Origin of the sequence: Corynebacterium incognita (genome assembly GCF_014217255.1) — a bacterium.
Classification (GTDB): Bacteria; Actinomycetota; Actinomycetes; order Mycobacteriales; family Mycobacteriaceae; genus Corynebacterium; species Corynebacterium incognitum.
In genome coordinates, this window is sequence record NZ_CP059404.1 from 625,080 (window position 1) to 651,216 (window position 26,137).

Here is a 26,137-nt window from a genome sequence, read left to right on the forward strand (position 1 = left end):
AGTCTATACCGGCTAAGAAACGGTTCTGAAGGGAATTACTGTGCCACCAAAGAAATCTACGCAGCAGCACCTGAAGATCATGGAGCATCTTCGTGCGCAGATCGACAGCGGGGAGCTCAAGCCCGGCGATCAGCTGCCTAGTGAGGCGGAGATGTGCGCGGAGTTCAACACCTCTCGCGGTCCCGTCCGCCAAGCGATCGCCGCGTTGCGCGCCGAGGGAGCCATTTCCTCCGGCCGTGGCCGTCGTTCCGTCGTCCTGTCCGCAAACAAGGCCGAAAGCTTCGAAGCCATCCTCTCCACCACTTCCTGGTTGGAAGAGATCGGCCTCGAGCCCGGCGCGGAAACCCAGTGGATGGCGCGACGCCCCGCTCCCGCCAACGTTGCTCAGGGCCTGTCCCTCAACGAGGGCGACCCCATTATCTTCGTCTACCGCAAGCGCCTTGCTGACGGCCAGGCCATCGCACTCGAGCGCCTCTACTTCCCGCTCGAAGTTGGCCAGAAGATCCTCAACTTCGACGCCGACAACGGCTCTATTCATGCTCACCTGCGCGAAGAGGGCGTAGAATTCGACAACGTTCGCCGCACTTTGGTCTTTAGCCAGGCCACCGCTGAGGACGCACCGCTGCTCGAAGTCGAGCCCAACGCACCGCTCATCAAGGTGTACCTGGAAGCCTCCGACCACGTGGGAACCCCGATGGAATACGCCGAGGTTCTATACCGCCCGGACTACCTGAAGTTCGCCACCTCCAACGTACGCGGCGGCTTCTCCCCCATCGAGATCACCGTCGATCTCCCGCCGGAGCCCCTGGCTCTCATCGAGGAAGAAGGCGACAACTAGGCCGCCACCGCCGCGGTCCACTGATTCGCATACTTCGCACCGTTTACCCACCCCGCCCACACCTGGACACGGTTGTGGCGGGGTGGGTTTTGTCCACTATTATTCCGGTATGCGCAAGCACTCTCTCTCCGCCAAACTAATAGGGTTCGGCGCCGCTCTCGGCGTGATGTCGGTGTTGTCCGGGTGCAGCGCCGGGCACACCGCCGTTAGCGTTCCCAGTGGCGCCGAGTCCCACGCAGTGACTGTGGCGTCCACGTCCAGTGCCGCCTCCCTGGACTTCACCACCACCGGCGGCGCGGCCATCCCTGCGGCGCTCGTCAGCAACGTCTACGAAACGCTGGTGGTCATCGATCCCGATACCGGCGGCATCACGCCCCACCTGGCCACCTCGTGGGACGTCAATGACCGCGGCACCGAATACACCTTCCACCTGCGCGAAGGCGTGAAGTTCTCCAACGGTGACGAGTTCACCGCGGACACCGCCGCTTTCTCCATCAACTACGTCAAGGACGCCTGGTCCAACGGCCGTAAGGCGCAGATGGACGTCGTCAAGCACGCCGAGGTCGCAGACAAGCACACGCTGAAGGTCACCCTGGAACGCCCCTCCCAGTCCTGGCTGTGGTCCATGTCCACGGCCACCGGCGCCATGATGTCCCCGGCCTCCGTAAAAACCCTGACCACCGACCCCGTGGGCACCGGGCCTTTCGACGTCTCCGGCTTCAGCCCCGGCGAATTCATCGCGCTGTCCGCGCGCGAGGACTACTGGGGTGAGAAGGCGGCCTCCGATGTAACCATCCGCTACTTCGCCGACGCGATGGGCTCCATTAACGCCCTGCAGTCCGGCGACGTGGACCTGGTCTGGGCGATGCAGGCGCCCGAGCTGCTGGGCAACCTCCCGGACACCTACCCGGTGACCGTGGGCACCACCAACGGTGAGGTCCTGCTGTCGCTGAACAACGACGCCGCGCCTTTCGACGACCCGCGGGTGCGTCAGGCCGTCGGCTACGCCATCGACCGTCAGGCGGCCAACGACATCGTCTTCGACGGCCTGGCCACCGACACCGGCGGTGCGCCCGTGCCGCCCACGGATCCCTGGGCCAGCGACAAGGACTACTTCCCGCACGACAAAGACAAGGCGCGGGCGCTACTGCGCGAGGCCGGTGCGGAGGGCGCGACGGTCACCATCACCTCGCCGACCCTGCCCTATACCCAGGCGCTCAGCGAATTCCTCTACTCCGAGCTGACCCAGGTGGGCTTCAACGTCGAGCTCACATCCGCCGAGTTCCCCGCCGTGTGGCTGGGCACCGTGATGGGCGCCAAGGACTACCAGGCCTCACTCGTCGCGCACGTAGAACCCCGGGACATCCCCGCGCTGTTTGGCAACCCGGACTACTACCTCAACTACGACAACGCGAAGGTCCGGGACCTGCTGGCGCGGGCCGACGCCACCGCCGACGAGGATCAGTCCACCGCGCTGATGCGCCAAGCCATCGACCAGATTATGGCCGACGCCGGCGCGCTCACCCTGGCGAATATGCCGAATATCGTGCTCACCCAACCCGGTCTTCAGGGCGTGCACCCGGACCAAGTCTCCGATCACATCGACCTCTCCGACCTCACACGCAAGGAGGACAGCAATGGCTAAGTCGATGCTGACCAAGATCGCGGACCTCATCGGCCGCTTCCTGCTTACTTTGTTCGTGGCCTCCGTGGTCATCTTCCTGCTCATGCGCGCCGTGCCGGGCAACCCGGCGCGCGTGGCCCTGGGCGTTAACGCCACCGACGAGGCCGTCGCCGAGCTCACCGAGTCCCTCGGCCTCAACCGGCCGCTGCTCACCCAATACTGGGAGTGGCTCAGCGGGCTGCTCCGCGGGGACTTCGGCACCTCCCTGGCCTCACAGACCGACATCACCCCGCTGGTGCTCGACCGCGCCCAGGTCTCCTTCATTCTTATTGGGCTGTCGCTGCTGCTGGCCCTGGCCATCGCGTTGCCGATGGGCACGTGGCTGGCCGCGCGCAACGGCACCCCGGCCGCAGGCGTGGTTTCCGCGCTGGTGCAGGTGGGCATCGCGGTGCCTAGCTTCCTCGTCGGCATCGTGCTGGTGGCCCTCTTCGCCATCGGCGCGGGCTGGGTCCCCGCGAACGGCTGGGTGCCGCCGAACCAAGACTTCGGTGGTTTCGTGGCGCGCCTTATTCTCCCCGTCATCGCCTTGGCCATGGTGCAGGCCGCCATTCTCACCCGCTATACTCGCTCCGCGGTGTTAGACGTGCTCGGCCAAGATTACCTGCGCACCGCCCGCGCGCTGGGCCAGTCCCGCCGCGAGGCGCTCCTGCGCCACGGCCTGCGCAACGCGGCGTTGCCCATCATCACGGTGGCCGGCGTGCAGCTGACCACGCTGGTGGTGGGATCCGTGGTCATCGAGAATGTCTTTGTCATCCCCGGCCTCGGCTCCATGCTTCTCGACGCCGTGGGCACCCGTGACCTCACCACCGTCCAGACCCTCGTCATGATGCTCGTGGCCTTCACCCTGGTGGTGAACCTGGTCGTGGACGTGGCCTACCGCATCGTCGACCCGCGCCTGCGCCCCGGCGCGGCGCCCGCACGGAAGGGGGCTTAAGCCATGACTTCGCTTCTTCGCCGTCTCCCCGCCACCGGTTGGGTGGGGCTCGTGCTCGTCGCCCTCACGTTGTTGACCGCGCTGGTGTCGCTGGTGTGGACTCCTTATGATCCCACCTATGCCGACGCCGCCGCCCGCCTGCAGGGCCCTGGCGCCGAACACCTTTTGGGCACGGACCGCTACGGCCGGGATACCCTCTCACGCATCATGGCCGGCGCGCAGATCACCGTCTTCGTGGGCCTGGTGGCCGTGGGCATCTCCGCGCTCGTCGGCGTGCCCTTGGGCATGCTCGCGGGCATGCGCCGCGGCGGCTTCGTCGACGCGCTGGTGGGCCGCACCAACGATCTCCTGCTCGCGTTCCCGGCGCTGCTCACCGCCATCATGGCCGGCGCCGTATTCGGCGCCTCCACCCTCACCGCGATGGCGGCCATCGGTATCGCGGGTATCCCGGCGTTCGCGCGCCTGACCCGCTCCGGCACCCTGCAGGTCATCAACCAGGACTATATTTCGGCCGCCCGGATCTCGCGCGTGCCCCACCTCATCATCGCGGTGCGCCACGTCCTGCCGAATATCCTGGGCCTTATCATCGTGCAGGCCTCCGTGGCCTTCGCCCTGGCCATCCTGGCCGAGGCCGGCCTGTCCTACCTGGGCCTGGGCACCCCGCCGCCGACGCCGTCGTGGGGGCGCATGCTCCAAGACTCCCAGACCATGCTGGGCACCGACCCCTTGCTGGCGGTATTCCCGGGTGTGGCCATCGCGCTCACCGTTCTAGGATTTAATCTGCTGGGCGACGGCCTGCGCGACATCTTCGATCCCCGCATGAAAGGACGCCGCTGATGCTTCTCGACGTCTCCGACCTCACCGTCACCACTCGCCCCCGCGCCCGCTCCCGCTCCCGCTCGCGCTCCAACCTGGTGGAGCGCGTAAGTTTCAGCCTTGACAAGGGCGAGCGCCTGGGACTTATCGGCGAGTCTGGCTCCGGCAAGTCGCTCACCGCGCTCTCCCTCATGGGCCTGCTCCCCGACACTCTTGAGGCCTCCGGCTCCGCGCGCCTCGACGGTACGGAACTGCTCGGCGCGGCAGAAAAGGCGCTGCGCCCGCTGCGCGGCAAGCGCATCGCGATGGTCTTCCAGGAGCCCATGAACGCCCTGGATCCGCTCATGCGGGTGGGCCGCCAGCTGGATTACACGGGTCGCCCGGCGGCCGAGCTCCTCGAGCTGGTCGGGCTCCCCGCCTCCTTTGCGCAGCGCTTCCCGCACGAGCTGTCCGGCGGCCAGCGCCAGCGCGTGCTCATCGCCATGGCCATGGCCGCGCGGCCGGACGTTCTCATCTGCGACGAGCCCACCACCGCCTTGGACGCCACCTCCGAGGACGAGGTCTTGGGTGTCATCGAGAACCTCACCGCGGAATTCGGCACCGCCGTGCTGTTCATCAGCCACGACCTCGCCGTCGTGCGGCGGATGAGCGACAACGTCGCGGTCATGCAGCGCGGCCACATCGTCGAGCACGGCACCGTGCGACAAGTTTTTGATAGCCCCGCGCACGACTACACCCGCAGACTCATTAATGCCTCTCGCCCGGCGGCCCCCGCCACGGTCACCGCCACCGGCGACACGCTCATCGCGCTAGATAAAGTGAGCAAGCGTTACCGCGACGTCGCGGCCGTGGACGAGGTATCACTGACCATCCAGCGCGGCGACCGCATCGGCGTTGTGGGCGGCTCCGGTTCCGGCAAGACCACGCTGGTCAAGATGATCGCCGGGCTCATCGAGCCCACCTCGGGAACGGTCACCGTCAACGGCCGTGTACAAATGGTCTTCCAAGACCCGCAGGGCTCGCTCAACCCGCGGCTGAAGGTCGGCGACTCCATCGCGGAGGGGCTGCTGTCCCACGAGCGCAAACGGCTGGGCAAGGCCGCGGTGCGCGCCAAGGTGGGCGCCGCGCTAGAGGAGGTCGGCCTCAGCGCCGCCGACGCAGATCGCTACCCACACGAGTTCTCCGGCGGCCAGCGGCAGCGCATCTCCATCGCCCGGGCGTTGATCGGTGATCCGGACATCGTGCTTGCCGACGAAGCCGTCTCCGCCCTCGACGTCTCCGTGCGCAATCAGGTCCTGGAGCTGCTGAAACGGGCCGTCGATAAGCATGGTGCCACCTTGATGTTTATCTCCCACGACCTCGCCGTGGTGCGCGGGCTGTGCCCGGAAGTGGCCGTGATGAATCAGGGCCGCCTGGTGGACTCCGGGCTCACGGAAGAAATCTGGGTCAACCCGGCCGCTGCCTACACCTCCGCGCTCATCGCGGCGGAGGAGAAGAACACGCTGGAGCCCAGCACCTACCCCGAGTAGGGCTCCAGCAAGAGGCTGAAATCCAGGAGGTGTTCCTCGGGGCGCTCGAACACCTCGAGGGCCGCGAGTACGTCGTACTCCACATCAAATTCAGACGAATGCATGCTCATTTCCTGCCACTTTCAACCTCGGTGATAGCCGGATGTCCTTCATAGTAGGCCATCGCCGATCAAATAGGCCGTACGCCGACCAAAATGTTGCTCGTCCCGGGGTATCTCTGCAGATTTTGGGCTCTCCAGGGAGATTGTGGTCGTGGCCTAGCCCTTCACCACCGTGACGTGCCAGCCGGCGTCGTCCTTGCGCTGGAAGTCGGTGATGGTGTGGCCGTCGTCGGCGGCCCAGGCGGGGATGGAGTCGGTGGCCTGGGTGCAGGCTTCAGCCACAGCTTGGCGCCAGCGAAGACGCCGAAAGCAAAGAACAACAGCGCGATCCAGCCCGGGAAGGTAAACAGGGAGGTCTCCACCATGCCGTTGCCGACGGTGCAGCCGCCTGCCCACGCGGCACCGATGCCCATCAGCACGCCGCCCCAGATTCCCGCAACCATGCAGACTGAGGCATAATTGGTCGTTAATCGACGAAAGGGCACCCCACCGAGGCGGCGCCCGCCAAAGGAAAACGTGACTTCACGGCCTCACAACCCGTCCGAATCCGACCGACCACTCACCCACGAGGAGATGGCGAACTACATGTCCTCCTCCGAGGTGACCGGCAGCGTGGGTCTGTACCCACACGACATGCACCCGGGCCTCGTACCCGGCATCGGCGTAGAGGACCAGCGCAACCGCTTCCGCATCGACCCAGTGGTCACCGGTATTACCGGTGTCTTCATCATCGCGTTCATCGTCTGGGGTGTGGTGTCACCGGCGAGCGTGTCTGCGGCGTCGGCAAGCGCCTTCTCCTGGGCGCTGACCAACGGGGGCTGGCTGCTCAACCTCGTCATGACGCTCTCCATCTTCGTCATGCTGTACATCGGCTACTCCAAGCTGGGCCGCATTAAGCTGGGCCGCGACGACGAAGAGCCGGAGTTCTCCCGGTTCTCCTGGGTGGCCATGATGTTCGGCGCGGGCATCGGCGTGGGCATCTTCTTCTACGGCCCGTCCGAGCCGCTGTCCTATTACCTTTCCCCGCCGCCACACACCGTGGACGGCAACACGGTGGAGGCGCTGCACTACGCGATGGCGCAGGCACACTTCCACTGGGGCATCGCCCCCTGGGCCGCCTACGCGCTGGTAGGCGGCGCGATTGCGTATTCGTCGTACCGCCGCGGCCGCGTGCCGCTGGTGTCGTCCGTGTTCAAGTCTTTGTTTGGCTCCCGAGACACCGACGGCCCGGTGGGCAAGCTCATTGATATCTTCGCGCTGATCGCCACGCTGTTCGGCACCGCCGCAACGCTGGGGCTATCCGCCATCCAGATCGGCGAAGGCATCACGATCATCTCCGGGGTCGACCAAGCCACCAACACGATGCTGATCATCATCATTGCGCTGCTGTCCATCGGGTTCATCGTCTCTGCTGTCTCGGGCGTCTCCCGCGGCATCCGCTATCTCTCCAACACGAACATCACCATCACGCTGGGCCTCATCCTCTTCGCCTTCATCACCGGCCCCACCCTGTTGCTGCTCAACCTCATCCCGTCCGGCATCATCACCTACCTAGATCAGATGCTGCCGATGATGGCCAAGTCCCTGTCGTGGGGCGAGGAGACCGTAGAGTTCCAGTCTTACTGGACCGCGTTCTACTGGGCCTGGTGGATTGCCTGGACCCCGTTCGTGGGCCTCTTCCTGGCGCGCATCTCCCGCGGCCGCACCCTGCGCGAGTTCGTCACCGTCACCGTCCTGGCGCCGACCGCCATCATGATTTTGGCGTTCACCGTCTTCGGCGGCACCGCGATCACGTTCCACCAGCAGGGCGTGCCGGGCCTCGACGGCGAGGCCTCCAGCGAAGCCGTGCTCTTCAGCCTGTTCGATAACCTGCCGCTGGCGGAGATCACCCCGTTCATCATCATCTTTGTCCTCGCGGTCTTCTTCATCACCTCCGCCGACTCCGCGTCCGTGGTGATGGGCACCATGTCCTCGCAGGGCGACCCCGCCCCGAACAAGCTCCTGGTCACCTTCTGGGGCCTGTGCATGATGGGCATCGCGATCGTCATGCTGCTCACCGGCGGCGAAGAAGTCCTCTCCGGCCTCCAGAACCTCACCATCTTGTCCGCGCTTCCCTTCTCCATGGTGCTACTGGCCCTGATGGTGGCGTTCATCAAGGACCTGCACGCTGACCCGATGTTCATTCGCCGCACCTACGCCCGCGCCGCCGTGGAAAACGCGGTGGTGCGCGGCCTGGAGCAGCACGGCGATGACTTCGAACTCACCGTCACCCACGCCGAAGACGGCCGCGGCGCGGGCTCGGACTTCGATTCCACCGCCGAGCGCTACACCGAGTGGTACCAGCGCACCGACGAAGAGGGGCACGAGGTGGACTACGACTTCGAGTCGGATACCTGGGCCGACGGCTGGGAGCCGGAGGAGAAGGGCGAGTAGCGAGCTAGCCGCGCAGTCGCGCCTCGTACACGACCCGGGCGATATGCACCCGGTTGCTCACCTCTAGCTTGTCCAAAATGCGCGCGACGTGCGTCTTCACCGTAGACAGCGACACGAAAAGCGCCGCGGCGATCTCCGCGTTGCTCGCCCCATCTGCGATGAGCTCGGCGATTTCCCTCTCCCGGACGCTGAGCCGATCCGCGGCCCGCTCCCCCGGCTTATCGACGCCCGCTCCCGGAACTGCGGTGCGATCCGGCGCAGCGTCGGCGATGGGCGGCCGCTCCGCCGCGGTCAGCAAGCGGGCGAGCACCTCGGGGCTCAACAGCGGCTGGCCCTGCGCCGCCGCCTTCACCGCCGCCACGAGCTTCGGCGGTGGCGTGGTCTTGAGCAAGAAGCCCACCGCCCCGGCGCTCAAGGCGTCCATGACGAACTCTTGAGTATCGAAGGCCGTGAGCATCACCATCGGTACGAGCGGGCGGCCGGCATAAAGTTCCGCGAGGCGGCGCACCGCCGCGATGCCGTCCATGACCGGCATGCGGATGTCCATCAGTACTACGTCGGGCTGCGCGTGTTGTACCAGGGCCACCGCCTCTTTGCCGTTGCTGGCCTGGCCCACCACCTCGATGTCATTATCGCCTTCCAACAGCATGGCGATACCCTCGCGCATGAGGTCCTCGTCGTCCACCACCACGACCCGCACCAAGCCGCCCATCACATACCCTCCTGCAGCGGGATACGGCCGCGCACGCGGAACGGTCCGCTGGGGTCAACGTCCAGCGAGCCGCCGACGAGGCGGAACCGCTCCGCCAACCCCGTCAGCCCAAACCCGGGCTCGCCGGCCGAACGAGTGCGAGGTGCGGGGGTCAGGACGTCGACAAGCAGGGCGCCTTCGCCCACCGCCAGCGCGACGGTGACGGTGTCCCCGGGGACGTGCTTGCGGGCGTTGGTGAGCCCCTCCTGGACGAGCCGGGCGACGGCATGACGCTCGATGGTCGGCAGCCCCTCCAGCGCCTGCTCCGCGGCGGCGGGAAGCTCCAGGGTGACGTCTTGGCCGGTGGCGCGAGCGGTGTCCACGAGCTGGCTCACGCTCACCGACGCGTCCGAATCGTCCGGGGTGCGCAAGACCTGGAGGATGGCGCGCAGGTCCTCGACGGCCTCCTCGGCCTGCTGCCGGATCGTCTCCGTCTCCCGGCGGGTAGTCTCCGCATCCAGGTTGTCGCGGTAGGACAACACCCCGGCATGCAATGCGATGAGGCTGAGGCGGTGCGACATGGCGTCGTGCATGTCGCGGGCGATCGCGGTGCGCTCGTCGTGGCGCGCCTGGGCCTCGCGCAGCCGCAGCTCCTGGTCTTTCATGGTGGCGGTGGCCACGAGTTTCCAATGCTGCGCTTGGCGACGCCCCCGTGCGACGCCCAGGCCAATCACCACCGCGACGATGGCGGCGATAAGCGCCCACATGCCCCAGTCGGCGAGCGACGTGTCAATGCCGGGATAGAGCCGGTTGTCCACGAACACAGCGGCGACCACAGCGAAAATACCGGCGGTGTTCCAACCCCAGGAGCGTCGCGACGCCAAAGCCGTCAGCCCCACGAACATCGCAGCAAACCCGCAGATGGACACGGTCATAAAGCACAGGGCGACCTCCACGCAGCGCACCGCGGCAGAATCGGTGTGCCCGCGGCGCACCGCGAAGGCCACGAGCACCAGGCTGAGGATGCCGACGGCGAACTGGACGAGCATATAGGCCCCAACGGCCGGGTCATTCATGAACCGCTGCTCCCCCACCTCGTCGATGAGCAGGGCCGTCACGGCGGCGAGCCCCACCGCACCGACGAGGGCGCAGGTGATCACGGTGACGGCCACCTTGATCCATGGCGCAGGCCGCGGCTCCAGGCGGGCCGCCGGCATAACGGGAGAATTATTCATAACGGTTGCTCAGTCTAGGCGCTCGAACGTGCTGGCTTTGTCATCCTTTCGGGCGACACGCACGGACTCTACTCTTGATTTTTCGCCCTTCCGGCCGATACCCGCAGCTCATGGCACCGAGCAGAGTTACAGACATGGTTACTGATACCCACTTTCACAGACTGTTCCACGCCCAACCCAACTACCGCTGGTGGCGCCCACTGCTCGAGTTGTTGCTCTTCACCCTCCTCAGCGTCGTGTTCCTGATGCTCGCTTTTGGCGGGGTCTACCTCGTCGGCCACCTAGTGGGCGCGGACCTGTCAGCCATGGATGAGTTGATGGACATGTACGACCCCTGGGTGCTCACCAGCAGCATGCTCACCCTCATCATCTTGCTCCCAGCGGCGTTGCTGGCGGCGCGCTGGGGCGGGCGGCGGCCGGCGGGCCTGCTGTGGTCGGTGGCCGGGCGCATCCGGTGGCGCGTCCTTGGCACGGCGCTGCTGCCGGCGTTCATTGTCTTGCTGCTCACCTACATTCTCAACGCGGCGCTGGTCGCGGACTTCTCCGCATTCACCCTTGACCGCCGCGCCCTGGTGCTGCTCGCTCTCACTGTAGTGCTCGTCCCCCTCCAGGCCACGGCGGAGGAACTGGTGTTCCGCGGGGTCGTCCCGCAACTTCTCGGCGCGTGGGTCAAGCACCCTGCCGTGGCGTACCTGGCGTCGGTGCCGCTGTTTGTCATCGGCCATACTTACGACGCCGTGGGACTCATCGACATCGCTATCTTTGCGGTGTGCGCCTCCCTGCTCACGTACTACACCGGCGGGCTGGAGGCGGCGATGGCATTGCATATCGTCAACAACCTACTGGCCCTCAGCACGGGCGCGGTAGGTCTGAGCGACCTCAACGCCGAATCCTTCCCGCCGATCACGGTGCTGGTGACCATTACCGGCACCGTGGTGCTCACCGCCTGGTTGCTCTACGACCGCCGGGTGAAAGACGCCATCGCGCGCTCCCCACTCCCCGAGCGCTAGAACCAACCACAAAGTTCCTCGACCCGGGGTATCTCTGCAGATTTTCGGCGCTCGAGGAAGATCTTGGTCGCTTCTTGCCGCGACACTAGTCCTTGCTGGCCTTCCGGGCGGCGACGGCCGCGTCGCTCGCGGCCTGAGTGGCGGCGGAGGGGTGCTGGCACTCGGTGGCTAAGCGCTCGAAGGCGATCGTCGCCAGGGCCGCGGCGTGAGTATCCAGAACGTTGTCATCAAAACGCGCCAGCGGCGAGTGGTTCCACTCGCGCTGGTGCTGCGGCGTCTCCGGGTTGGCGGTGCCCAACCAGATAAAAGTGCCCGGAATCTGCCCCAGGACGTAACCGAAGTCCTCCGAGGCCATCATCGGGGCATCAAACGGCACCACGTTATCCACGCCGAAGGCCTGGCTCCACACGCCGACCGCGAACTGCGTCTCGCGGGCATTGGTCTTGGTGGTCGGGTACAGCACGTCAAAGTCGATGTCCACACCGCAACGGTGGGATGCTGCCACGCGGCCGGCGACCTCCGTGATCATCTGGCGCACGGCGTTGACCTGTTCATCCCGCAGGATGCGCACCGTCGCGCCCAGCGCCGCGCGATCCGGGATGGCGTTGTACGCGCCGTCGCCGGCCCACAGGTTGGTGACGGTAATGACGACGGGGTCGAGGGCGTCGAAGCGCCGGGTGATGGCGGTCTGCAGGGCCAGCTGGATCTCCGCGAGCGCCATGACGGGATCGATGGCGTCGTGCGGGCGGGAGCCGTGGCCGCCCTTGCCCTGGACGGTGATGGTGAGGTTGGAGGAGGACGCCATCATCGGCCCGGAAATATAGTGAAAGGTCCCGCGATCCTGCGGGCCCACGTGAATGCCGTAGGCGGCGACCGGGCGGCGCCCCGCGGCATCCAGCACGCCTTCCTCAATCATGGGCTGCGCGCCACCAGGCCCCTCCTCGCCGGGCTGGAACATGAAGATCACGTCGCCGGCCAGTTCCGCACGGTGCTCGCACAGCAGCTTCGCCGCGCCCACCAATCCCGCAGTGTGCAGGTCGTGACCGCAAGCGTGCATGTACTCGTTGACGGAGGAGAAGGGCTCGCCGGTGCGCTCGCGGATCTCCAAAGCATCCATGTCCGCGCGCAACAGCACCGCCGGGGCCATGTCCCCGCGCTTGCCGCCGCGCAGCACCACCACGATGGACGACAGATCCTGGCCGAGGGTAATTTCCAGCGGCAGGCCGTCCAGGGCCTCCAGTACCTTCTGCTGGGTGCGCGGCATGTGCAGGCCGATCTCCGGGTTGCGGTGCAAGTCCCGGCGCAGCTCCTGCAGCTCCAAGAGGAGATCCGCAGACTCCTCCGCGAAGACCTCGGCGGCGCGGCGCTCCCCGATCGTGCCGCCCACCACCGGCAGCGGCGGCAGTTGCACCTGCTTGCGCGCCTTGTCCACCGGCGCGGGCTGCCCGGCGCGCGGCGCCTGGCCCAGCTTGCCCGGGCCCGCGGTGCGCAGGCCAGAAGTCGGATTAGGTCGGTTCACGGGAGTAGTCATGGTTACATTCTTACCTTGTGACCCGTCACGGGTTCTACTCCTCGTCGGTGGACAGCGCAGCCACGAATGCCTCCTGCGGCACGTTGACCGAGCCCAGGGTCTTCATGCGCTTCTTACCTTCCTTCTGCTTTTCCAGCAGCTTGCGCTTACGGGAGATATCGCCGCCGTAGCACTTGGCCAGCACGTCCTTGCGCATGGCGCGGATGTTTTCACGCGAGATAATCTTCGCGCCGATGGCCGCCTGCACCGGCACCTCGAACTGCTGGCGCGGGATGAGCTCCTTGAGCTTCTTGGTCATCTTGTTGCCGTAGGTGTGCGCGTGCTCGCGGTGCACGATGGCGGAGAAGGCGTCCACTGGGTCGCCCTGCAACAGGATATCCACCTTGACCAGGTCCGCGAGCTGTTCGCCGGCCTCTTCGTAGTTCAGCGAGGCGTAGCCCTTGGTGCGGGACTTGAGCATGTCAAAGAAGTCGAAGATGATCTCGCCCAGCGGCATGGTGTAGCGCAGTTCCACGCGGTCCTCGGACAGGTAGTCCATGCCACCCATCTGGCCGCGCTTCTGCTGGCACAGTTCCATCGTCGGGCCCACGAAGTCCGAGGGCACGATGATGGTCATCTTCACGATCGGCTCGTAGACCTCTTGCAGCTTGCCTTCCGGCCAGTCCGCCGGGTTGTGCACGTACTGTTCGGTGCCGTCCTCGCGGACCACGCGGTAGGTCACCGACGGTGCGGTGGAAATCAGATCCAGGTCGAATTCGCGCTGCAGGCGGTCGCGGGTGATCTCCATGTGCAGCAGGCCCAGGAAGCCGCAGCGGAAGCCGAAGCCGAGCGCCACGGAAGTCTCGGGCTCAAACGTCAGCGAAGCGTCGTTGAGTTGCAGCTTCTCCAGGGCGTCGCGCAGGTCGGGGAAGTCGGCCTGGGAGATCGGGAACAGGCCCGAGTACACCATGGGCTTCGGGTCGGCGTAGCCCTCGAGCTGCTCGGTGGCGCCCTTGTTGGCCCAGGTGACGGTGTCGCCCACCTTGGTTTCGCGGACGTCCTTCACGCCGGTGATGAGGTAGCCCACCTCGCCGGGGCCGAGCCCGTCGCACTTCTGCGGGGTCGGCGAGACGATGCCGATCTCCAAGATTTCGTGGTCCACGCCGGTGGCCATCATGCGTACCTTCTGCCGCGGAGTCAGCTTGCCGTCCACCATACGGATATAGGTGACCACGCCGCGGTAGGTGTCGTAGACGGAGTCAAAGATCATGGCGCGCGCTGGTGCGTCGTCGGGGGCGTCGGTGCTGGGCGGCGGCACCAGTTCCACCACGCGGTCGAGGAGCTCTTCGACGCCCTCGCCGGTCTTGCCGGAGACCCGCAGCACGTCCTCAGGCTCGCAGCCGATGATGTTCGCGATCTCAGCGGCGTACTTCTCCGGGTCCGCGGCGGGCAGGTCGATCTTGTTGAGGACCGGAATAATTTCCAGGTCGTTTTCCATAGCCAGGTACAGGTTGGCCAGGGTTTGGGCCTCGATGCCCTGCGCGGCGTCGACAAGCAGGATAGCGCCCTCACATGCGTCCAGCGCGCGGGAGACCTCGTAGGTGAAGTCCACGTGGCCCGGGGTGTCGATCATCTGCAGGACCATCTCCTGGCCCTCGAACTCGCCGGAGCGCGGGACCCACGGTAGGCGCACGTTCTGCGCTTTGATGGTGATGCCGCGCTCGCGCTCAATGTCCATGTTGTCCAGGTATTGATCGCGCATGTCGCGCGCCTCGACGACCTGGCTGAGCTGCAGGATGCGGTCGGCCAGCGTGGACTTGCCGTGGTCAATGTGCGCGATGATGCAGAAGTTCCGGATCCGGGTGGGTTCCGTGAACGTGGTGGCCGCGAAGTTCTTGGGCAAAGGTCACTCCTACATCTTGTCTATCAACTTCTAAAAACACTGCTAGAAACTATCAACACACTACCGCACTCGCCCGCGCTGCCCTAGTTTCTCCCCTCAGCTCTTTCTGCCGCATGTGCTTGCCGACGCCCCCTCAGCCCTCCCGCAGGCCGTGGGTTAACCTGGGTGGGCGCAAGTTTGAAGAGCAGACGACTAACGGGATACAAAGGAGGCAGCAGCGGGCATGGCGGAGACAACTGGTGCACGAATCGCGCCGGAGCCCATGCCGCAGCGCCCCAACCCGTGGCAGCTGCTCACCGCCATGCACTCCACGGATATTCGGTGGCCGGGCGCGCTGCGCGCCGCTCTGGCGTTGTTCATCCCCGGCGCCCTGAGTCTGCTGACGGGCCACGAGCACGAGATGTTGTTGGTGGCCGCGGGGTCCTGCGCGGTGATTTACGGCGAGGGCTATCCCTACCGCAAGCGCTGGCAGGTCATCGCGATCGTCGGCACGCTGCTTACCTTGGGCACGCTGTTGGGGTCCACGCTGGGCCACGGGGTGTTTTCCCATCTGAACGCCGGGGGCTCGCGGTGGTGGTTCCTGCTCATCGGGGCCTATACCACCGCCCTGGCGACGGTGGGTGTCTTCGTGCAAAACGCGCTGCGGCTGCCGCCTCCCGGGGTGTTCTTCATCATCATGGCCTCCGGCGGGGCGACGATGTCCTCGCGGCTGGGCATTAGCCCGTGGGAGGTAGCCGCGTGGACTTCCGCGGGCGCGCTCTCCGCGCTGGTGGTCGGCATGTTCGGGTGGCTGGTGCACCCGCACAACCCGGAGGCTAAGGCGGTGGCGGCGCTGGATGTGGCTGTGGCCGCAGCACTGCGCGATAGCGACGAGGCCTCCGTGATCGCGCGTACGCACCGGGCGCAGACGGCACTGGCGAATGCGTGGGCGGCGCTGACTGACGCGGGCATCGTCAGCGGCGGCAAGGTACGCAAGCCCGCGTTCGCGCACCTGGTGACACATGTGCGCGCGGCCCACCTCAAGCTGGCGGCGGCCGGCCCCGCGGGGAATGCCGCGGAGGGACTAGATGACGCCACCCGCCTTTTTGACGTCCACCGCACCGCCATCCCGCATACGCGGCCGACGGTGGCGTATCGCATCTTCCGGGCGATGCACCCGTATTCGCACGCGACAATGTCCGCGGCTCGCGTTGCCGTGGCGAGTGTGGTGGCCGCCGCGGTGGGCATCGCGCTCGGCTTCGATCGTCCGGACTGGGCGGTGGTCTCCGTGGTGCTGATCGCGCAGTGGGGCCCGGACCGCATCCCGGGAACCATCCGGGCCGCGCAGCGCTTCGGAGGCACCATCATTGGAATTGGGTTATTCGCGGCGCTGCATGCGGCGGGCATCGCGCAGTGGTCACTGCTCATTGCACTGGCCGCGGTGCAGTTTCTGGCGGAAATATTTGTCACCCGCAACTACGCGCTCACGGTCATCGTGACCACCCCGCTGGCGCTGTATCTAGGCGGCGCGGTGAGCAAGCCGCTGGGTGAGATGGTGGTGGCCCGGTTCGTGGAGACGGTCATCGCGGTGGTCTGCGCTCTCATCGCGTTGTGGGCGGTGCCGCGGGTGTTCAGCCTGCGGCACTACCGCCGCCTGGTGCGCCGCTCACTGCTGTCCATGGGCGCGCTGTTGGGCGCGCTGCTCACGGCCACGCCCGCGGAGGCGATCCGGCAGCGCCGCGATCTGCAGTACGAGCTGCTCAGCGAGCGCCGCGCCATCCAGTCCCTGGCCGCAGACTTTCCTGACGCCGCGGCGCCGCTATGGGATGACCACCTAGTGTTGCAGCGCACCGGCTACGCGCTGTTGGACTACTGCACCGCGCACGTCGACGATGAAGTGAGTTTGCAGGACATCGAGGCTCTGGCAGCCACGGTCAGGAAGGCCCAGAAAGCGCTTTAAAAAGACCTGCCCGCGGAGTATGGTGTGATCTATGTCCGCCATACTCCCCAGCAGGTCACGCACCACTCGCCCCACCGGCAGTAGGATCCGTGCTCGTCTGGGTGAGGCGCGGCGTGACTTTATGTCCCTTTTCAAGCCACTGCCGGAAGAGCCGGTGGACACCGGCCTCACCCTCATCAACGACCGCCTGGGGCTGCACGGCGAGCACACCGCGCACCACGCCAACCGGGTGGCCAGCATCCACGTGGAGAACACGAGGGATCATCCGCGCACGGTCTGCTTCGCCCCGGACATGGACGGCCAGGCCGACTCTGGCGAGGTCGTGTGGGTGTGCACCCCGGGTAATACGCCGACCTGTTCGCCGCGCGAGCGCGCCATCCTCATCATCGCGCGCACCCGGACCACGGTCATGGGACTGCTCATCTCCCCTAACCCGACGCACGCGGATGCCGACAACTGGGTAGGCATCGGCACCGGCGAGTGGGACGAGGACGGCAAAGAGTGCTGGGTCCGCCTGGACCGGGTGCTCGAGGTGCCGGAGACCCAGATCCGCCGCCAGGGCACGCTGTTCCCGCCGCGGCGTTTTGAGCGCATCGCCAACCAACTGCGTATCGATTACAACTGGGCATAACCACCCGCCGCCCCATCCTTAAGAGCTTCTTCCTTTTACTGCCTCGGCCCTTAGCTTCAGCCCGCGAAAGTTAACGCCCGCACCCCCTCCAGCACACCAAAAATCCCCCTTTATGCCGCTTAAGGCGGACATTAACCCGGAAAAAGTCGCAATTGCCGAGACGCAGGTCACCCAAAAATTAAGCGAAAGACAATACCTCACCCAGCTTAAAGTTAGGATCTCTAAGGAAGTTGATATATCCACGTAATCTAAAATAAATCTAAGCGCCCTAATGTTTCGTCTGGCTTTTTGACATTTGCCTACGACGCTATGAATAGAGACAGACGAGATTCCCGAACACGGTGGCCCAGAGCGGCAGCGCTCCTGGTTGCCATCTCCCTAGTAGGCCTAACGTTGTACTTTTGTGATACAGCTCGCACTCCCCGTTTGCCACAGGCGACATCACCGTGCAGCACCCCTGGTGAGGTATCAGCACCGACGACGTCGTTTATCTCCACCCCGAATGCCCAAGCCACCGAGGCCGGCTGCGCGGTCCTCGCCCAAGGCGGCACCGCCGCGGACGCGGTCGTCGCGGCGCAATACGCCCTGGGTTTGACCGAACCGCAATTCTCCGGCCCGGGTGGCGGCGGCATCGCGCTGTACTTCGACGCCCGCAAGGACAAACTGTCCACCTTCGACGGCACGGTCCCCGTCCCCGACAAGGACGTCCCCGGCATCGGCCCCATCACGAGCGTGGGCGTGCCGCAGACCGATCGCCTCATGCGCACCCTGCACAAGCGCCACGGTGCGCTGCCCTTCGAGGACACCACGGCCCCCGCACAGCGCCTGGCCACCGACGGTTTCCTGGCCACCGACAGCCTGATCAAGGCCATCGGCTACCACGAAGAGCTGTTCCAGCCCGGCGCGGCCGGTGCCTTCCTGCTCAACGACGCCGGGGAGATCCCCGCCGAAGGCGATGTCCTGCGCAATCCCGACTACGCCCAGCACCTCGCCGACCTCGCCGAGCGGAAGTTCACGCCCCAGCTGGCCGAAGGGGACGTCGAGAAGCAGCTGCGCAAGAGCTGGCGCAAGGATCGCCGCTCCCAGATCAAGCCTGACGACGCCCTGTGCGTGCCCTACCGCGACATCACTGCCTGCGGTTCCAGCTCGCCCAGCACCGGTTTCATGGTGGTCGCGCACACGCTCGGCATCCTGGGCCACCACGACCTCGCGTCCCTGGATCCCTACCGCACGGACGAGGACACCCCCGTGGCGCGCGCCACCGCCGCGCACCTCATGACGGAGGCAGAGCGCATCGCCTTCGCCAACGCGAACACCTGGATGGCCGACGCGGAAGCCAACAAGTCCCGCGCAGAGTCCTATATCAAGGACATCGTCACCAACCCCGACCACCACCGCGCGGCCGCGGAGAGCATCGAGCGAGAGAGCGCCACAGACGACGTGGAGCCCCTGCCGCTCAATGGCTACAGCTCGCAGTACTTCGACAGCACCGAGGAGGGCACCTCGCAGATCAGTGTCCGCGACGCCGCAGGCAATTGGGCGTCGGTGACCACGACGCTGCAGCGCAGCTTCGGCAGCGGCATCGCCACCAATGGCTTCTTCCTCAACAACTCGCTGGACAACTTCAGCAAGGACGCGCTACCCGGCCAGCCAAACTCCCGGGAACCCGGCATCAAGCCACGCACCATGATGGCGCCGGTCATGCTCATGCACAATGATGCCCCCGTTGCCGCCCTCGGCTCCCCCGGCGGCCGCAAGATCCCTGCCTTCGTGCTCAAGGGCATCGTCGGCCTGCAGGACTGGGCATTGCCCACGCAGTCCGTGGTCAACATGCCCAACTTCGGCGCCGACAACCGCAACAGCGTGTTCGTGGAGAAGTCCTCGCTACATCGCCAGGAAAAGATGTCCGAGTTATTCGAGCGTTGGGACCAGCCCGTAGACACCACCACCGCGCGCAGTGGCCTATCCATCATCACCGCCGACCAGACCGGCGCCGACGACCGCCGGGGCGGCATCGCCCAAGGCGTGCCCATTCCGGTGGTTCCACCTTAGAGCGTTACGTGCCGACCCGGCACGTTCCCGCAAGCACCCGGAAGAACTCAGGAAACCCCTGCGTAAATACCCCACGTAAAGACCATAAGGAGTAACCATGCTCGCCTTCATGACCCTCGCTGGTGGCGCCGCCGCCGTATCCATGGCCGGTTTCTACAGCAAAGAACAAGCGCATAGATCCCGAATGGCCGGATTAGACATCAACGTGCACATCAACGGCATCCGCGGCAAGTCCACCATCACCCGCATGGTGGGCGGCGTGCTGCGCGAGGCCAATTACAACACCATTTCCAAAACCACCGGCACCTACGCCTGCGTCATCGACACGGACGCCTCCGAGCACCCCATTAAGCGCACCGGCCCGGCCAACATCAACGAGCAATACCGCTTCCTCAAGGAGTGGATCCAGCCTCAGACCGAGGCGCTCGTGGTCGAGTGCATGGCTGTGAAGCCGAAGTACCAGGTGCTGTGCCAGGACGTCATCCTGCGCTCCCCTCTCTCTGTCATCACCAACGTGCGCCTGGACCACCAGGAGGACATGGGTGACACCCGCGAAGAGATCGCGGCGTCGCTGTGCAGCACTGTGCCTATGGGCGGCACCCTGGTCACGGGCGAGCGCGACGAACACATCGTGAAGATCATCCGCGAGCACTGCGAGGCCCGCAACACCAAGCTCGTGGTCGCCCCGCACACGGAGCTCTCGGAGTCCCTGGTAGACAAGTTCAGCTACCACCAGTTCGAAGAAAACGTCGCGGTGGCACTGTCCGTGGCGGAGGAGCTGGGTATCGACGCCGAGACCGCCGCCCGCGGCATGCTGCGCGCGGAGCCGGACCCGGGCACCACCAAGATCACCCCGGTCCAGGTGTCTGAGGGTGACATGTTCTACTGGGTGCCCATGTTCGCCATCAACGACTGGGAGTCCACCACCAAGGTCTACCGCAGCGTTTCTGAGCAGGCACTTCCAGACGGCTGCAAGCGTGTCATCGCGCTGAACAACCGCTCGGACCGCACTGACCGCGCGCAGATGTTCATCGATCTGGTCACTGAGGACCTCATGAATGAGTTCGACCGCGTCATCTTGTACGGCGACATCCAGGAGGCCGTGCGCCAGAAGCTCATCAACAAGGGCGTTCCTGAGGACGCCGTGGTGAGCACCCTGGACATGGACGAGGACGCCTCCGGCCACGACCTCATCGCCCGCGCCCGCGACGGCTTCGGCACCGACCCGGTGGCCATCTTCGGCATGGTCAACATCCACACCGAGCACGTCATCTCCATGAACCGCTTCGTCGACGCCGTGGTCGAGGGCAACCTCGCCCGCACCACCGCCGCCGCCGACCACACCGCACCGATGCCCGTCGTCGAGCCGGCTTACCAGGGAGGTAACTAACCATGCACCATACTCAGCTGGGAAGCCTCGACTTCCTCATCGACTACACGCACCTCACCTTCTTCTTCGGCGTGCTCATTAGCTACCTCTACTTCCGCCGCCGCCAACTTTCCATCGGCGGCACCTTGGCCGCAGGCTACCTCGCGGCATCCCTGAATAACCCGCTCAACGTGCTCATGACCTTCCTGATCTCCCTGGTTGGTTACGTGCTCATCAAGTTCGTCATCCTGAAGATCTTCCTGCCGCGCCCGCGCCAAATCTTCGCCATCGGCCTCGGCGTCGGCGCACTGTGCGGCGCCCTGTGGCTCACGGCCGGCCACTTCTTCTTCAAGGACCCGGCAATGCAGAGCAGTCTCTCGCTCGTGGGCGTTATCGTCCCGGGCATGCTGTGCAACTCGCTCATCAAGCAGGGCGTGGCCAAGACCCTCATCCCGCTGGCGTGGATGGTGCCGCTGACGGCGGCACTGGGCTTTGCGACGACCTTCATCACCTCCACCTACTTCGGTTGGTCGCTCGCCCCGCGCGTCTTCGACCACTCCGAAAGCTTCAACGGCACCTTGCTGTTCGCCCTCTGCGCAGCCTCGGTGGTCATGGCCCTGCTGGTGCAGGAGTCCACCGTCCACAACGCGAAGCTGCGCACCGGCGGCTATGTCACCGTGGGCCTGCTCATCGCGCTGTCCCCTGTCCCCCGCTACCTGGCCATCGTGGGCCTGGCGGTGCTCATCGTGGCGGCCATCTACTTCCCGTACCAGCACAAGGTGCCGCTGTTCGGCAAGGACCGCTTCATCGTCCTGTGCTTCCTGTCATTCTTCACCGTCAGCTCCATTGAGCTGCTGCTGGCTCTTATGTTCAACGTGCCGTTCAACGGCATGTACAACGTGGTCTTCGGCGTGCTCCCCGCGGTGATTGTCAACGACCTCAACCAGTACGGCTTCAAGCGCACTGGCTCCGGCATGGCCCTGTCCGCCGCCGGCAGCGCCGTGGTGGGCGTCCCCGCCCTGCTCATGAGCTAAGCACCAACGCCCGACAGCCAGCACAGGATTTGGGAAAGCCACCATGGACTTGGTAGTTTGTATGAGTTGCTTCTGCGCACGCGGCGCGTGAGTCGAGACGATCAGGACCTTGGGTTCGTCTTCCGAACACTCACGCCGAGCACTCACTGCCAGCACACATGCACACAGTGAGAGCGGGACATGTCCTTAGCGCAGCGGTTTCCACTAAATCATTGTCGATTACCAAGAGGTATTTTTAATCATGGCAAACATCAAGTCCAAGAAGAAGCGCATTCTCACCAACGAGAAGTCCCGCCAGCGTAACAAGGCTGTTCGCTCCGCAGTGCGCACCGAGATCCGTAAGTTCCGCACCGCTGTTGCTGCCGGCGACAAGGCTGCTGCTGAGACCCAGCTGCGCGTTGCTTCCCGCTCCCTGGACAAGGCTGTGTCCAAGGGCGTTCTGCACCGCAACAACGCCGCCAACAAGAAGTCCGGCATGGCTTCCGCCTTCAACAAGATGGCCTAAGCACCACGCCTAAGCTTCACCAGCCCGGCCCCACGCTCACCACGAGCAGCGGCGCCGGGCTTTTGTGATCCCAGCCGCCACTTCCCCGCCAAGCCCAACCGCCCCACATGTCTACCCACTCCACTAACCTCTAAGGCATGCCAGCTACCTCTCAGACTCCTGCAACAATCGCTCCCTCCCCCGCCGCCAGCCACGCGGCACGGAAGAAAGCCGCACAAGACTTCGCTGCCAAATGGGCAGGCCGCGGCTACGAGAAGGGCGATACCTCTAGTTTCTGGCTGGAACTGGCCCGCGATGTTATCGGCATGAAGGACGTGACCACCAACGTCCGCTTTGAGGAGCGCACCTCCAAGCGCGGCTTCATTGACGTCCACATCCCCGATGCCAAAACCTTCGTTGAGCAAAAGTCCCTCGGCGTGGATCTGGATAAGCCCGACACCCGCCAGGGCGAGCTGGTCACGCCGTTCCAGCAGGCGTTCAATTACGCCAACACGTTGCCCAATAACCAGCGCCCGAACTACATCATCGTCTGCGACTTCAACGAGTTCCGCATCCACGACCTCAACAAAGTCGATCCGGACACGAACTACATCTCCTTCACGCTCCAGGATCTGCCCGACCAGCTCCACCTCCTCGACTTCCTCATCGACCCGCAGCGCGCCCGCGCCAAGCGGGAAGAGAAAGTCTCAATGGACGCCGGCACGCTCATCGGCAAGCTCTACGACATGCTGCGCGCCCAGTTCATCGATCCGGACACCGAGGAAAACCAGCACGCCCTCAACGTCCTCTGTGTCCGCCTCGTGTTCTGCCTCTTCGCGGAAGACGCCGGCCTGTTCCCCAAGGACGCGCTGAACCGCTACCTATCTGAGACCCCGGCGCGCAACGTGCGTCCGATGCTCAAGGATCTCTTCCACACGCTCAATACGCCTGTCGACGCTCGCGACCCGTACCTGGACGACAACCTCAAGGCCTTCCCCTACGTCAACGGCGGCATGTTTGCTCAAGAGGAGGAAATCCCGCCCTTCACGGACGAGATCCTCACCACCCTACGCGACGAGGTTTCCCTCAACACCGACTAGTCCTCTATCAGCCCCACCATCTTCGGTGGTGTCTTCGAGTCCACACTCAACCCGGAGACTCGCGCCAAGGGCGGCATGCACTACACCAGCCCGGAGAACATCCACAAGGTCATCGACCCGCTTTTCCTCGACGCCCTCACCCAGGAGCTCGAGGACATCATCAACCAGCCCGGCATCACCGCCAACAAGCGCAATCGCCAGCTCACCCAGTTCCACGACAAGCTGGCCTCCCTCACTTTCTTCGACCCGGCCTGCGGCTCCGGCAACTTCCTCACTGAGACCTACATCAGCCTGCGCCGCCTGGAAAACAAGATCCTGTCCGTCCAAGCCAACAACCAAACCTCCCTCGGCTTCGACAACATCTCGCCGCTCAAGATTTCGCTCGACCAGTTCTACGGCATTGAGATCAACGACTTCGCCGTCTCCGTCGCCTCCACCGCCCTCTGGATCGCCCAGCTGCAGGCCAACATCGAGGCGCAGATGATCATCACCACCGACATCAAGGATCTGCCGCTTAACGACGCCGCCCACATCCACCACGGCAACGCCCTCCGCACCGACTGGGCCGACGTCCTCGCGGCGGAGAAGTGCAACTACATCATCGGCAACCCGCCTTTCTTGGGGTACTCACGACTAACCGCTGAACAAAAGGAAGACCGCGAAGCCCATTTCGGCAAGGTTAAGACCTTGGATTACGTCGCCTGCTGGCATAAGCGCGCAGCCGACTACATGCGCGGCACCGCCATCGAGGCCGCGCTGGTGTCCACCAACTCTATTTGCCAGGGCCAGCAAGTCTCCCCGCTCTGGAAACCGCTTTTCGGAGATGGCATCGTAATCAACTTCGCACACCGGACCTTCGTCTGGGCCAATGAAGCAGCAAACCAAGCACATGTTTTCTGCATTATCGTGGGCTTCTCATACAAGGAACGCAAGGAAAAGTTTGTGTGGGACTACCGGCGTTCGACACCTGAAGAACGAAAGAACGGTGCCGCAACGCAAATAGGTGAGCTCAAAAAGGTGTCGAACATCAACGGCTACTTGGCCGATGCGCCGACTGCCTTCATCGAGCGTCGAAACAAGCCGATTAGTGACGTTCCACCGATGAAAGCCGGAGGCAAACCAACGGAGGGAGGCCATCTCCTCATGACTCCTGCCGAAAGGGAAGTCCTACTCAAAGAAGCTCCAGAACTAGAACCCTACGTCCGCAAGTATTCTATGGGAGAAGAGTTCATTGACGGCACCGACCGATACTGCCTCTGGTTGGTTGATTTTCCACGCCACAAGATTCCGAAAATTCCGGTGCTTTCGGAGAGAGTTCGCAAGGTCAAAGAAATGCGCGAGGCTTCACCAAAAGCTGCAACGCAGAAGAAGGCTGCCACTCCGTGGCTCTTCGACGAAATTCGTTATACGGGACAAGGGTCTTATATCGGTGTCCCCGCAGTGTCTTCCCAGCGCCGTAAGTACCTGCCTATTGCGTTTGAAACTGAAGGCATGATCCCTGGAAACAAGCTTTATTACGTCCTTACTGAGGATAGATACGTATTCGGATTGCTGCTGTCGCAGTTCCATAATGCATGGATGCGCACAGTTACCGGGCGCCTAAAGGCGGACTATAACTATGCGAACACTGTCGTGTACAACAACTTCATCTGGCCGGAAGCAGATGATGCAACGCAGGAACGTATCGCTTCACTAGCGCAGGCGGTGCTGGATGCGCGTGAGTTGTATGAGGGCGCGACGTTGGCGGATTTGTATGACCCGGACAATGACTTCCTGTACCCGGAGCTGTTGAAGGCGCATGCGGAGCTGGATGCTGCGGTGGAGGCGGCGTACGGGGTGGACTTCTCGGACTCGGCGGATGATGCGGAGAGGGAGCAGCGGATTGTGGCGCACTTGTTTGAGCTCTACAACGAGGCGGTCGGTTAGGTCGGTCGGGTCGTAGTGACAAACAGCCGTTCGAGGCCAGGCCCGGCGGTGTCGGGGCGTGGGCTAAGATTTGTCCACGATGACGAACGTGAAACCGATACTCAAGTGGGCCGGGGGCAAACGCCAGCTCCTGCCCCAGATCACCGCGGCGGCGCCGGAGGGCTATGAACGCTACTTTGAGCCCTTCCTCGGCGGCGGTGCGGTGCTGTTCGGTCTCCAGCCGGAGCGCGCCATCGTTAACGACCTCAACGCCGAGCTGATTAATTTGTACGAGGTGGTGCGTGGGGACGTCGAGAGTCTTATTGCGCTGCTGAGCACCTACCCCAACGACGCGGAATTCTTCGCGCAGATGCGGGCCCTGGACCGGGACGCGGAGGTGTTCGCAACGTTGAGTGATGTCGAGCGCGCCGCGCGCACCGTGTACTTGAACAAGACCTGCTACAACGGGCTGTACCGGGTGAATAGTCAGGGGCAGTTCAACGCGCCGTACGGGCGGTACAAGAATCCGACGATCTGTGACGAGGTGACGCTGCGGGCGGTGTCGGAGTATCTGCGGGGGGCAGAGATTGAGTTTCACAACGGCAGCTACGAAGCGGTGCGGGGGGCAGCCACGGGGCGAGCCTTTGTGTTTTTGGACCCGCCGTATGACCCGGTGAATGTGACCAGTTCGTTCGTCGGCTACGCCGCGGGCGGTTTCGGCAGGGGCGAGCAGGTGCGTCTCAAGGAAGCCTGCGACGAGTTGGACGCCCGCGGGGTGAAGTTCATGTTGTCTAATTCCGCCACGGATTTCATCCGCGAGCTGTATGCGGATTACAACGTGGGCATTGTGTCGGCGACCCGCGCGATTAACTCGGTGGCCTCGCGGCGCGGGAAGATCGACGAGGTCCTGGTGACGAACTACGACCGCAGCTAAGAGTG

The 26,137-nt window shown here is 64.5% G+C and carries 19 protein-coding genes and 2 pseudogenes; 15 read left to right on the top strand and 6 right to left on the bottom strand.

Annotation, left to right across the window (positions count from 1 at the left end; all coding sequences use genetic code 11):
• Window positions 1–40: 40 nt before the first annotated feature.
• The 5 genes from H0194_RS02920 to H0194_RS02940 all read left to right on the top strand — a co-directional run bounded on the left by H0194_RS02920 (window position 41) and on the right by H0194_RS02940 (window position 5,801).
• A complete protein-coding gene (locus H0194_RS02920; protein ID WP_246389032.1) occupies window positions 41–838 on the top strand; it encodes a GntR family transcriptional regulator in 798 nt (265 codons plus the stop codon).
• A gap of 109 nt (window positions 839–947) precedes the next feature.
• Window positions 948–2,483 carry an ABC transporter substrate-binding protein gene (locus tag H0194_RS02925; RefSeq protein WP_185176369.1) on the top strand — a complete coding sequence of 512 codons (1,536 nt, stop codon included), beginning with the start codon at window positions 948–950 and terminating at the stop codon, window positions 2,481–2,483.
• Window positions 2,476–3,456, top strand: a complete 981-nt coding sequence (locus H0194_RS02930; protein ID WP_185176370.1) for an ABC transporter permease — start codon at window positions 2,476–2,478, stop codon at window positions 3,454–3,456. The genes H0194_RS02925 and H0194_RS02930 overlap by 8 nt, the downstream gene beginning before the upstream one ends.
• 3 nt (window positions 3,457–3,459) lie before the next feature.
• On the top strand, window positions 3,460–4,293 hold the full coding sequence (locus H0194_RS02935; RefSeq protein ID WP_185176371.1) for an ABC transporter permease: 834 nt from the start codon (window positions 3,460–3,462) through the stop codon (window positions 4,291–4,293).
• On the top strand, window positions 4,290–5,801 hold the full coding sequence (locus H0194_RS02940) for an ATP-binding cassette domain-containing protein (protein WP_425486454.1): 1,512 nt from the start codon (window positions 4,290–4,292) through the stop codon (window positions 5,799–5,801). The genes H0194_RS02935 and H0194_RS02940 overlap by 4 nt, the downstream gene beginning before the upstream one ends.
• On the opposite strand, the gene H0194_RS11050 is transcribed toward H0194_RS02940, so the two are convergent.
• Together H0194_RS11050 and H0194_RS02945 are read right to left on the bottom strand one after the other, a co-directional pair.
• Window positions 5,789–5,911: a hypothetical protein gene (locus tag H0194_RS11050; protein ID WP_281382556.1), complete on the bottom strand. Its 123-nt coding sequence runs from the start codon at window positions 5,909–5,911 to the stop codon at window positions 5,789–5,791. The two genes, H0194_RS02940 and H0194_RS11050, sit on opposite strands and share 13 nt — an antisense overlap.
• A 147-nt stretch (window positions 5,912–6,058) precedes the next feature.
• Window positions 6,059–6,342, bottom strand: a pseudogene (locus H0194_RS02945) (sulfurtransferase TusA family protein); the annotation flags it as partial.
• Window positions 6,343–6,475: 133 nt separating this feature from the next.
• On the opposite strand from H0194_RS02945, the gene H0194_RS02950 reads away from it, so the two are divergent.
• Entirely contained in the window at window positions 6,476–8,335 is a 1,860-nt protein-coding gene (locus H0194_RS02950; RefSeq protein ID WP_246389120.1) for a BCCT family transporter, read from the top strand.
• Between the two features lie 4 nt (window positions 8,336–8,339).
• Here H0194_RS02950 and H0194_RS02955 read toward each other — a convergent pair whose 3' ends face one another.
• Complete coding sequence (locus tag H0194_RS02955) at window positions 8,340–9,047, bottom strand: response regulator (RefSeq protein WP_185176374.1); 708 nt, start codon at window positions 9,045–9,047, stop codon at window positions 8,340–8,342.
• Window positions 9,047–10,261, bottom strand: a complete 1,215-nt coding sequence (locus H0194_RS11055; protein ID WP_185176375.1) for a sensor histidine kinase — start codon at window positions 10,259–10,261, stop codon at window positions 9,047–9,049. The genes H0194_RS02955 and H0194_RS11055 overlap by 1 nt, the downstream gene beginning before the upstream one ends.
• Window positions 10,262–10,395: 134 nt before the next feature.
• On the opposite strand from H0194_RS11055, the gene H0194_RS02965 reads away from it, so the two are divergent.
• Window positions 10,396–11,271, top strand: coding sequence for a CPBP family intramembrane glutamic endopeptidase (locus tag H0194_RS02965; RefSeq protein WP_185176376.1), 876 nt, complete (start codon window positions 10,396–10,398; stop codon window positions 11,269–11,271).
• Between the two features lie 85 nt (window positions 11,272–11,356).
• On the opposite strand, the gene H0194_RS02970 is transcribed toward H0194_RS02965, so the two are convergent.
• Window positions 11,357–12,802, bottom strand: a complete 1,446-nt coding sequence (locus H0194_RS02970) for a M20 metallopeptidase family protein (protein WP_185176377.1) — start codon at window positions 12,800–12,802, stop codon at window positions 11,357–11,359.
• A gap of 34 nt (window positions 12,803–12,836) precedes the next feature.
• On the bottom strand, window positions 12,837–14,684 hold the full coding sequence (gene lepA, locus H0194_RS02975; protein ID WP_185176378.1) for a translation elongation factor 4: 1,848 nt from the start codon (window positions 14,682–14,684) through the stop codon (window positions 12,837–12,839).
• Between the two features lie 223 nt (window positions 14,685–14,907).
• On the opposite strand from lepA, the gene H0194_RS02980 reads away from it, so the two are divergent.
• From H0194_RS02980 to H0194_RS03015, 8 genes and pseudogenes are all read left to right on the top strand, one after another.
• Window positions 14,908–16,623 carry an FUSC family protein gene (locus H0194_RS02980; RefSeq protein WP_246389033.1) on the top strand — a complete coding sequence of 572 codons (1,716 nt, stop codon included), beginning with the start codon at window positions 14,908–14,910 and terminating at the stop codon, window positions 16,621–16,623.
• 121 nt (window positions 16,624–16,744) lie between these two features.
• Window positions 16,745–17,254: a type II toxin-antitoxin system PemK/MazF family toxin gene (locus tag H0194_RS02985; protein WP_185176379.1), complete on the top strand. Its 510-nt coding sequence runs from the start codon at window positions 16,745–16,747 to the stop codon at window positions 17,252–17,254.
• A 426-nt stretch (window positions 17,255–17,680) separates the two neighbouring features.
• Window positions 17,681–19,306: a gamma-glutamyltransferase gene (locus H0194_RS02990; RefSeq protein ID WP_185176380.1), complete on the top strand. Its 1,626-nt coding sequence runs from the start codon at window positions 17,681–17,683 to the stop codon at window positions 19,304–19,306.
• A gap of 97 nt (window positions 19,307–19,403) precedes the next feature.
• Entirely contained in the window at window positions 19,404–20,696 is a 1,293-nt protein-coding gene (gene pgsB, locus H0194_RS02995) for a poly-gamma-glutamate synthase PgsB (protein ID WP_185176381.1), read from the top strand.
• A gap of 2 nt (window positions 20,697–20,698) precedes the next feature.
• Window positions 20,699–21,709 carry a poly-gamma-glutamate biosynthesis protein PgsC/CapC gene (locus H0194_RS03000; RefSeq protein ID WP_185176382.1) on the top strand — a complete coding sequence of 337 codons (1,011 nt, stop codon included), beginning with the start codon at window positions 20,699–20,701 and terminating at the stop codon, window positions 21,707–21,709.
• A 241-nt stretch (window positions 21,710–21,950) separates the two neighbouring features.
• Complete coding sequence (gene rpsT, locus H0194_RS03005; RefSeq protein ID WP_185176383.1) at window positions 21,951–22,214, top strand: 30S ribosomal protein S20; 264 nt, start codon at window positions 21,951–21,953, stop codon at window positions 22,212–22,214.
• Between the two features lie 137 nt (window positions 22,215–22,351).
• Window positions 22,352–25,219 (top strand): annotated as a pseudogene (locus tag H0194_RS11145) (class I SAM-dependent DNA methyltransferase).
• Between the two features lie 79 nt (window positions 25,220–25,298).
• Window positions 25,299–26,132 carry a DNA adenine methylase gene (locus tag H0194_RS03015; protein WP_185176384.1) on the top strand — a complete coding sequence of 278 codons (834 nt, stop codon included), beginning with the start codon at window positions 25,299–25,301 and terminating at the stop codon, window positions 26,130–26,132.
• Window positions 26,133–26,137 lie beyond the last annotated feature (5 nt).

Excerpts from the sequence above, each read along its gene's own strand:
- H0194_RS03000 (WP_185176382.1), top strand. The coding sequence starts at position 20,699 with ATGCACCATACTCAGCTGGGAAGCCTCGACTTCCTCATCGACTACACG.
- pgsB (WP_185176381.1), top strand. The coding sequence starts at position 19,404 with ATGCTCGCCTTCATGACCCTCGCTGGTGGCGCCGCCGCCGTATCCATG.
- rpsT (WP_185176383.1), top strand. The coding sequence starts at position 21,951 with ATGGCAAACATCAAGTCCAAGAAGAAGCGCATTCTCACCAACGAGAAG.
- H0194_RS02950 (WP_246389120.1), top strand. The coding sequence starts at position 6,476 with ATGGCGAACTACATGTCCTCCTCCGAGGTGACCGGCAGCGTGGGTCTG.
- H0194_RS02930 (WP_185176370.1), top strand. The coding sequence starts at position 2,476 with ATGGCTAAGTCGATGCTGACCAAGATCGCGGACCTCATCGGCCGCTTC.
- H0194_RS02965 (WP_185176376.1), top strand. The coding sequence starts at position 10,396 with ATGGTTACTGATACCCACTTTCACAGACTGTTCCACGCCCAACCCAAC.
- H0194_RS11050 (WP_281382556.1), bottom strand. The coding sequence starts at position 5,911 with ATGAGCATGCATTCGTCTGAATTTGATGTGGAGTACGACGTACTCGCG.
- H0194_RS02955 (WP_185176374.1), bottom strand. The coding sequence starts at position 9,047 with ATGGGCGGCTTGGTGCGGGTCGTGGTGGTGGACGACGAGGACCTCATG.
- H0194_RS02980 (WP_246389033.1), top strand. The coding sequence starts at position 14,908 with ATGGCGGAGACAACTGGTGCACGAATCGCGCCGGAGCCCATGCCGCAG.
- H0194_RS02985 (WP_185176379.1), top strand. The coding sequence starts at position 16,745 with ATGTCCCTTTTCAAGCCACTGCCGGAAGAGCCGGTGGACACCGGCCTC.
- H0194_RS02935 (WP_185176371.1), top strand. The coding sequence starts at position 3,460 with ATGACTTCGCTTCTTCGCCGTCTCCCCGCCACCGGTTGGGTGGGGCTC.
- H0194_RS02925 (WP_185176369.1), top strand. The coding sequence starts at position 948 with ATGCGCAAGCACTCTCTCTCCGCCAAACTAATAGGGTTCGGCGCCGCT.
- H0194_RS02970 (WP_185176377.1), bottom strand. The coding sequence starts at position 12,802 with ATGACTACTCCCGTGAACCGACCTAATCCGACTTCTGGCCTGCGCACC.
- H0194_RS03015 (WP_185176384.1), top strand. The coding sequence starts at position 25,299 with ATGACGAACGTGAAACCGATACTCAAGTGGGCCGGGGGCAAACGCCAG.
- H0194_RS11055 (WP_185176375.1), bottom strand. The coding sequence starts at position 10,261 with ATGAATAATTCTCCCGTTATGCCGGCGGCCCGCCTGGAGCCGCGGCCT.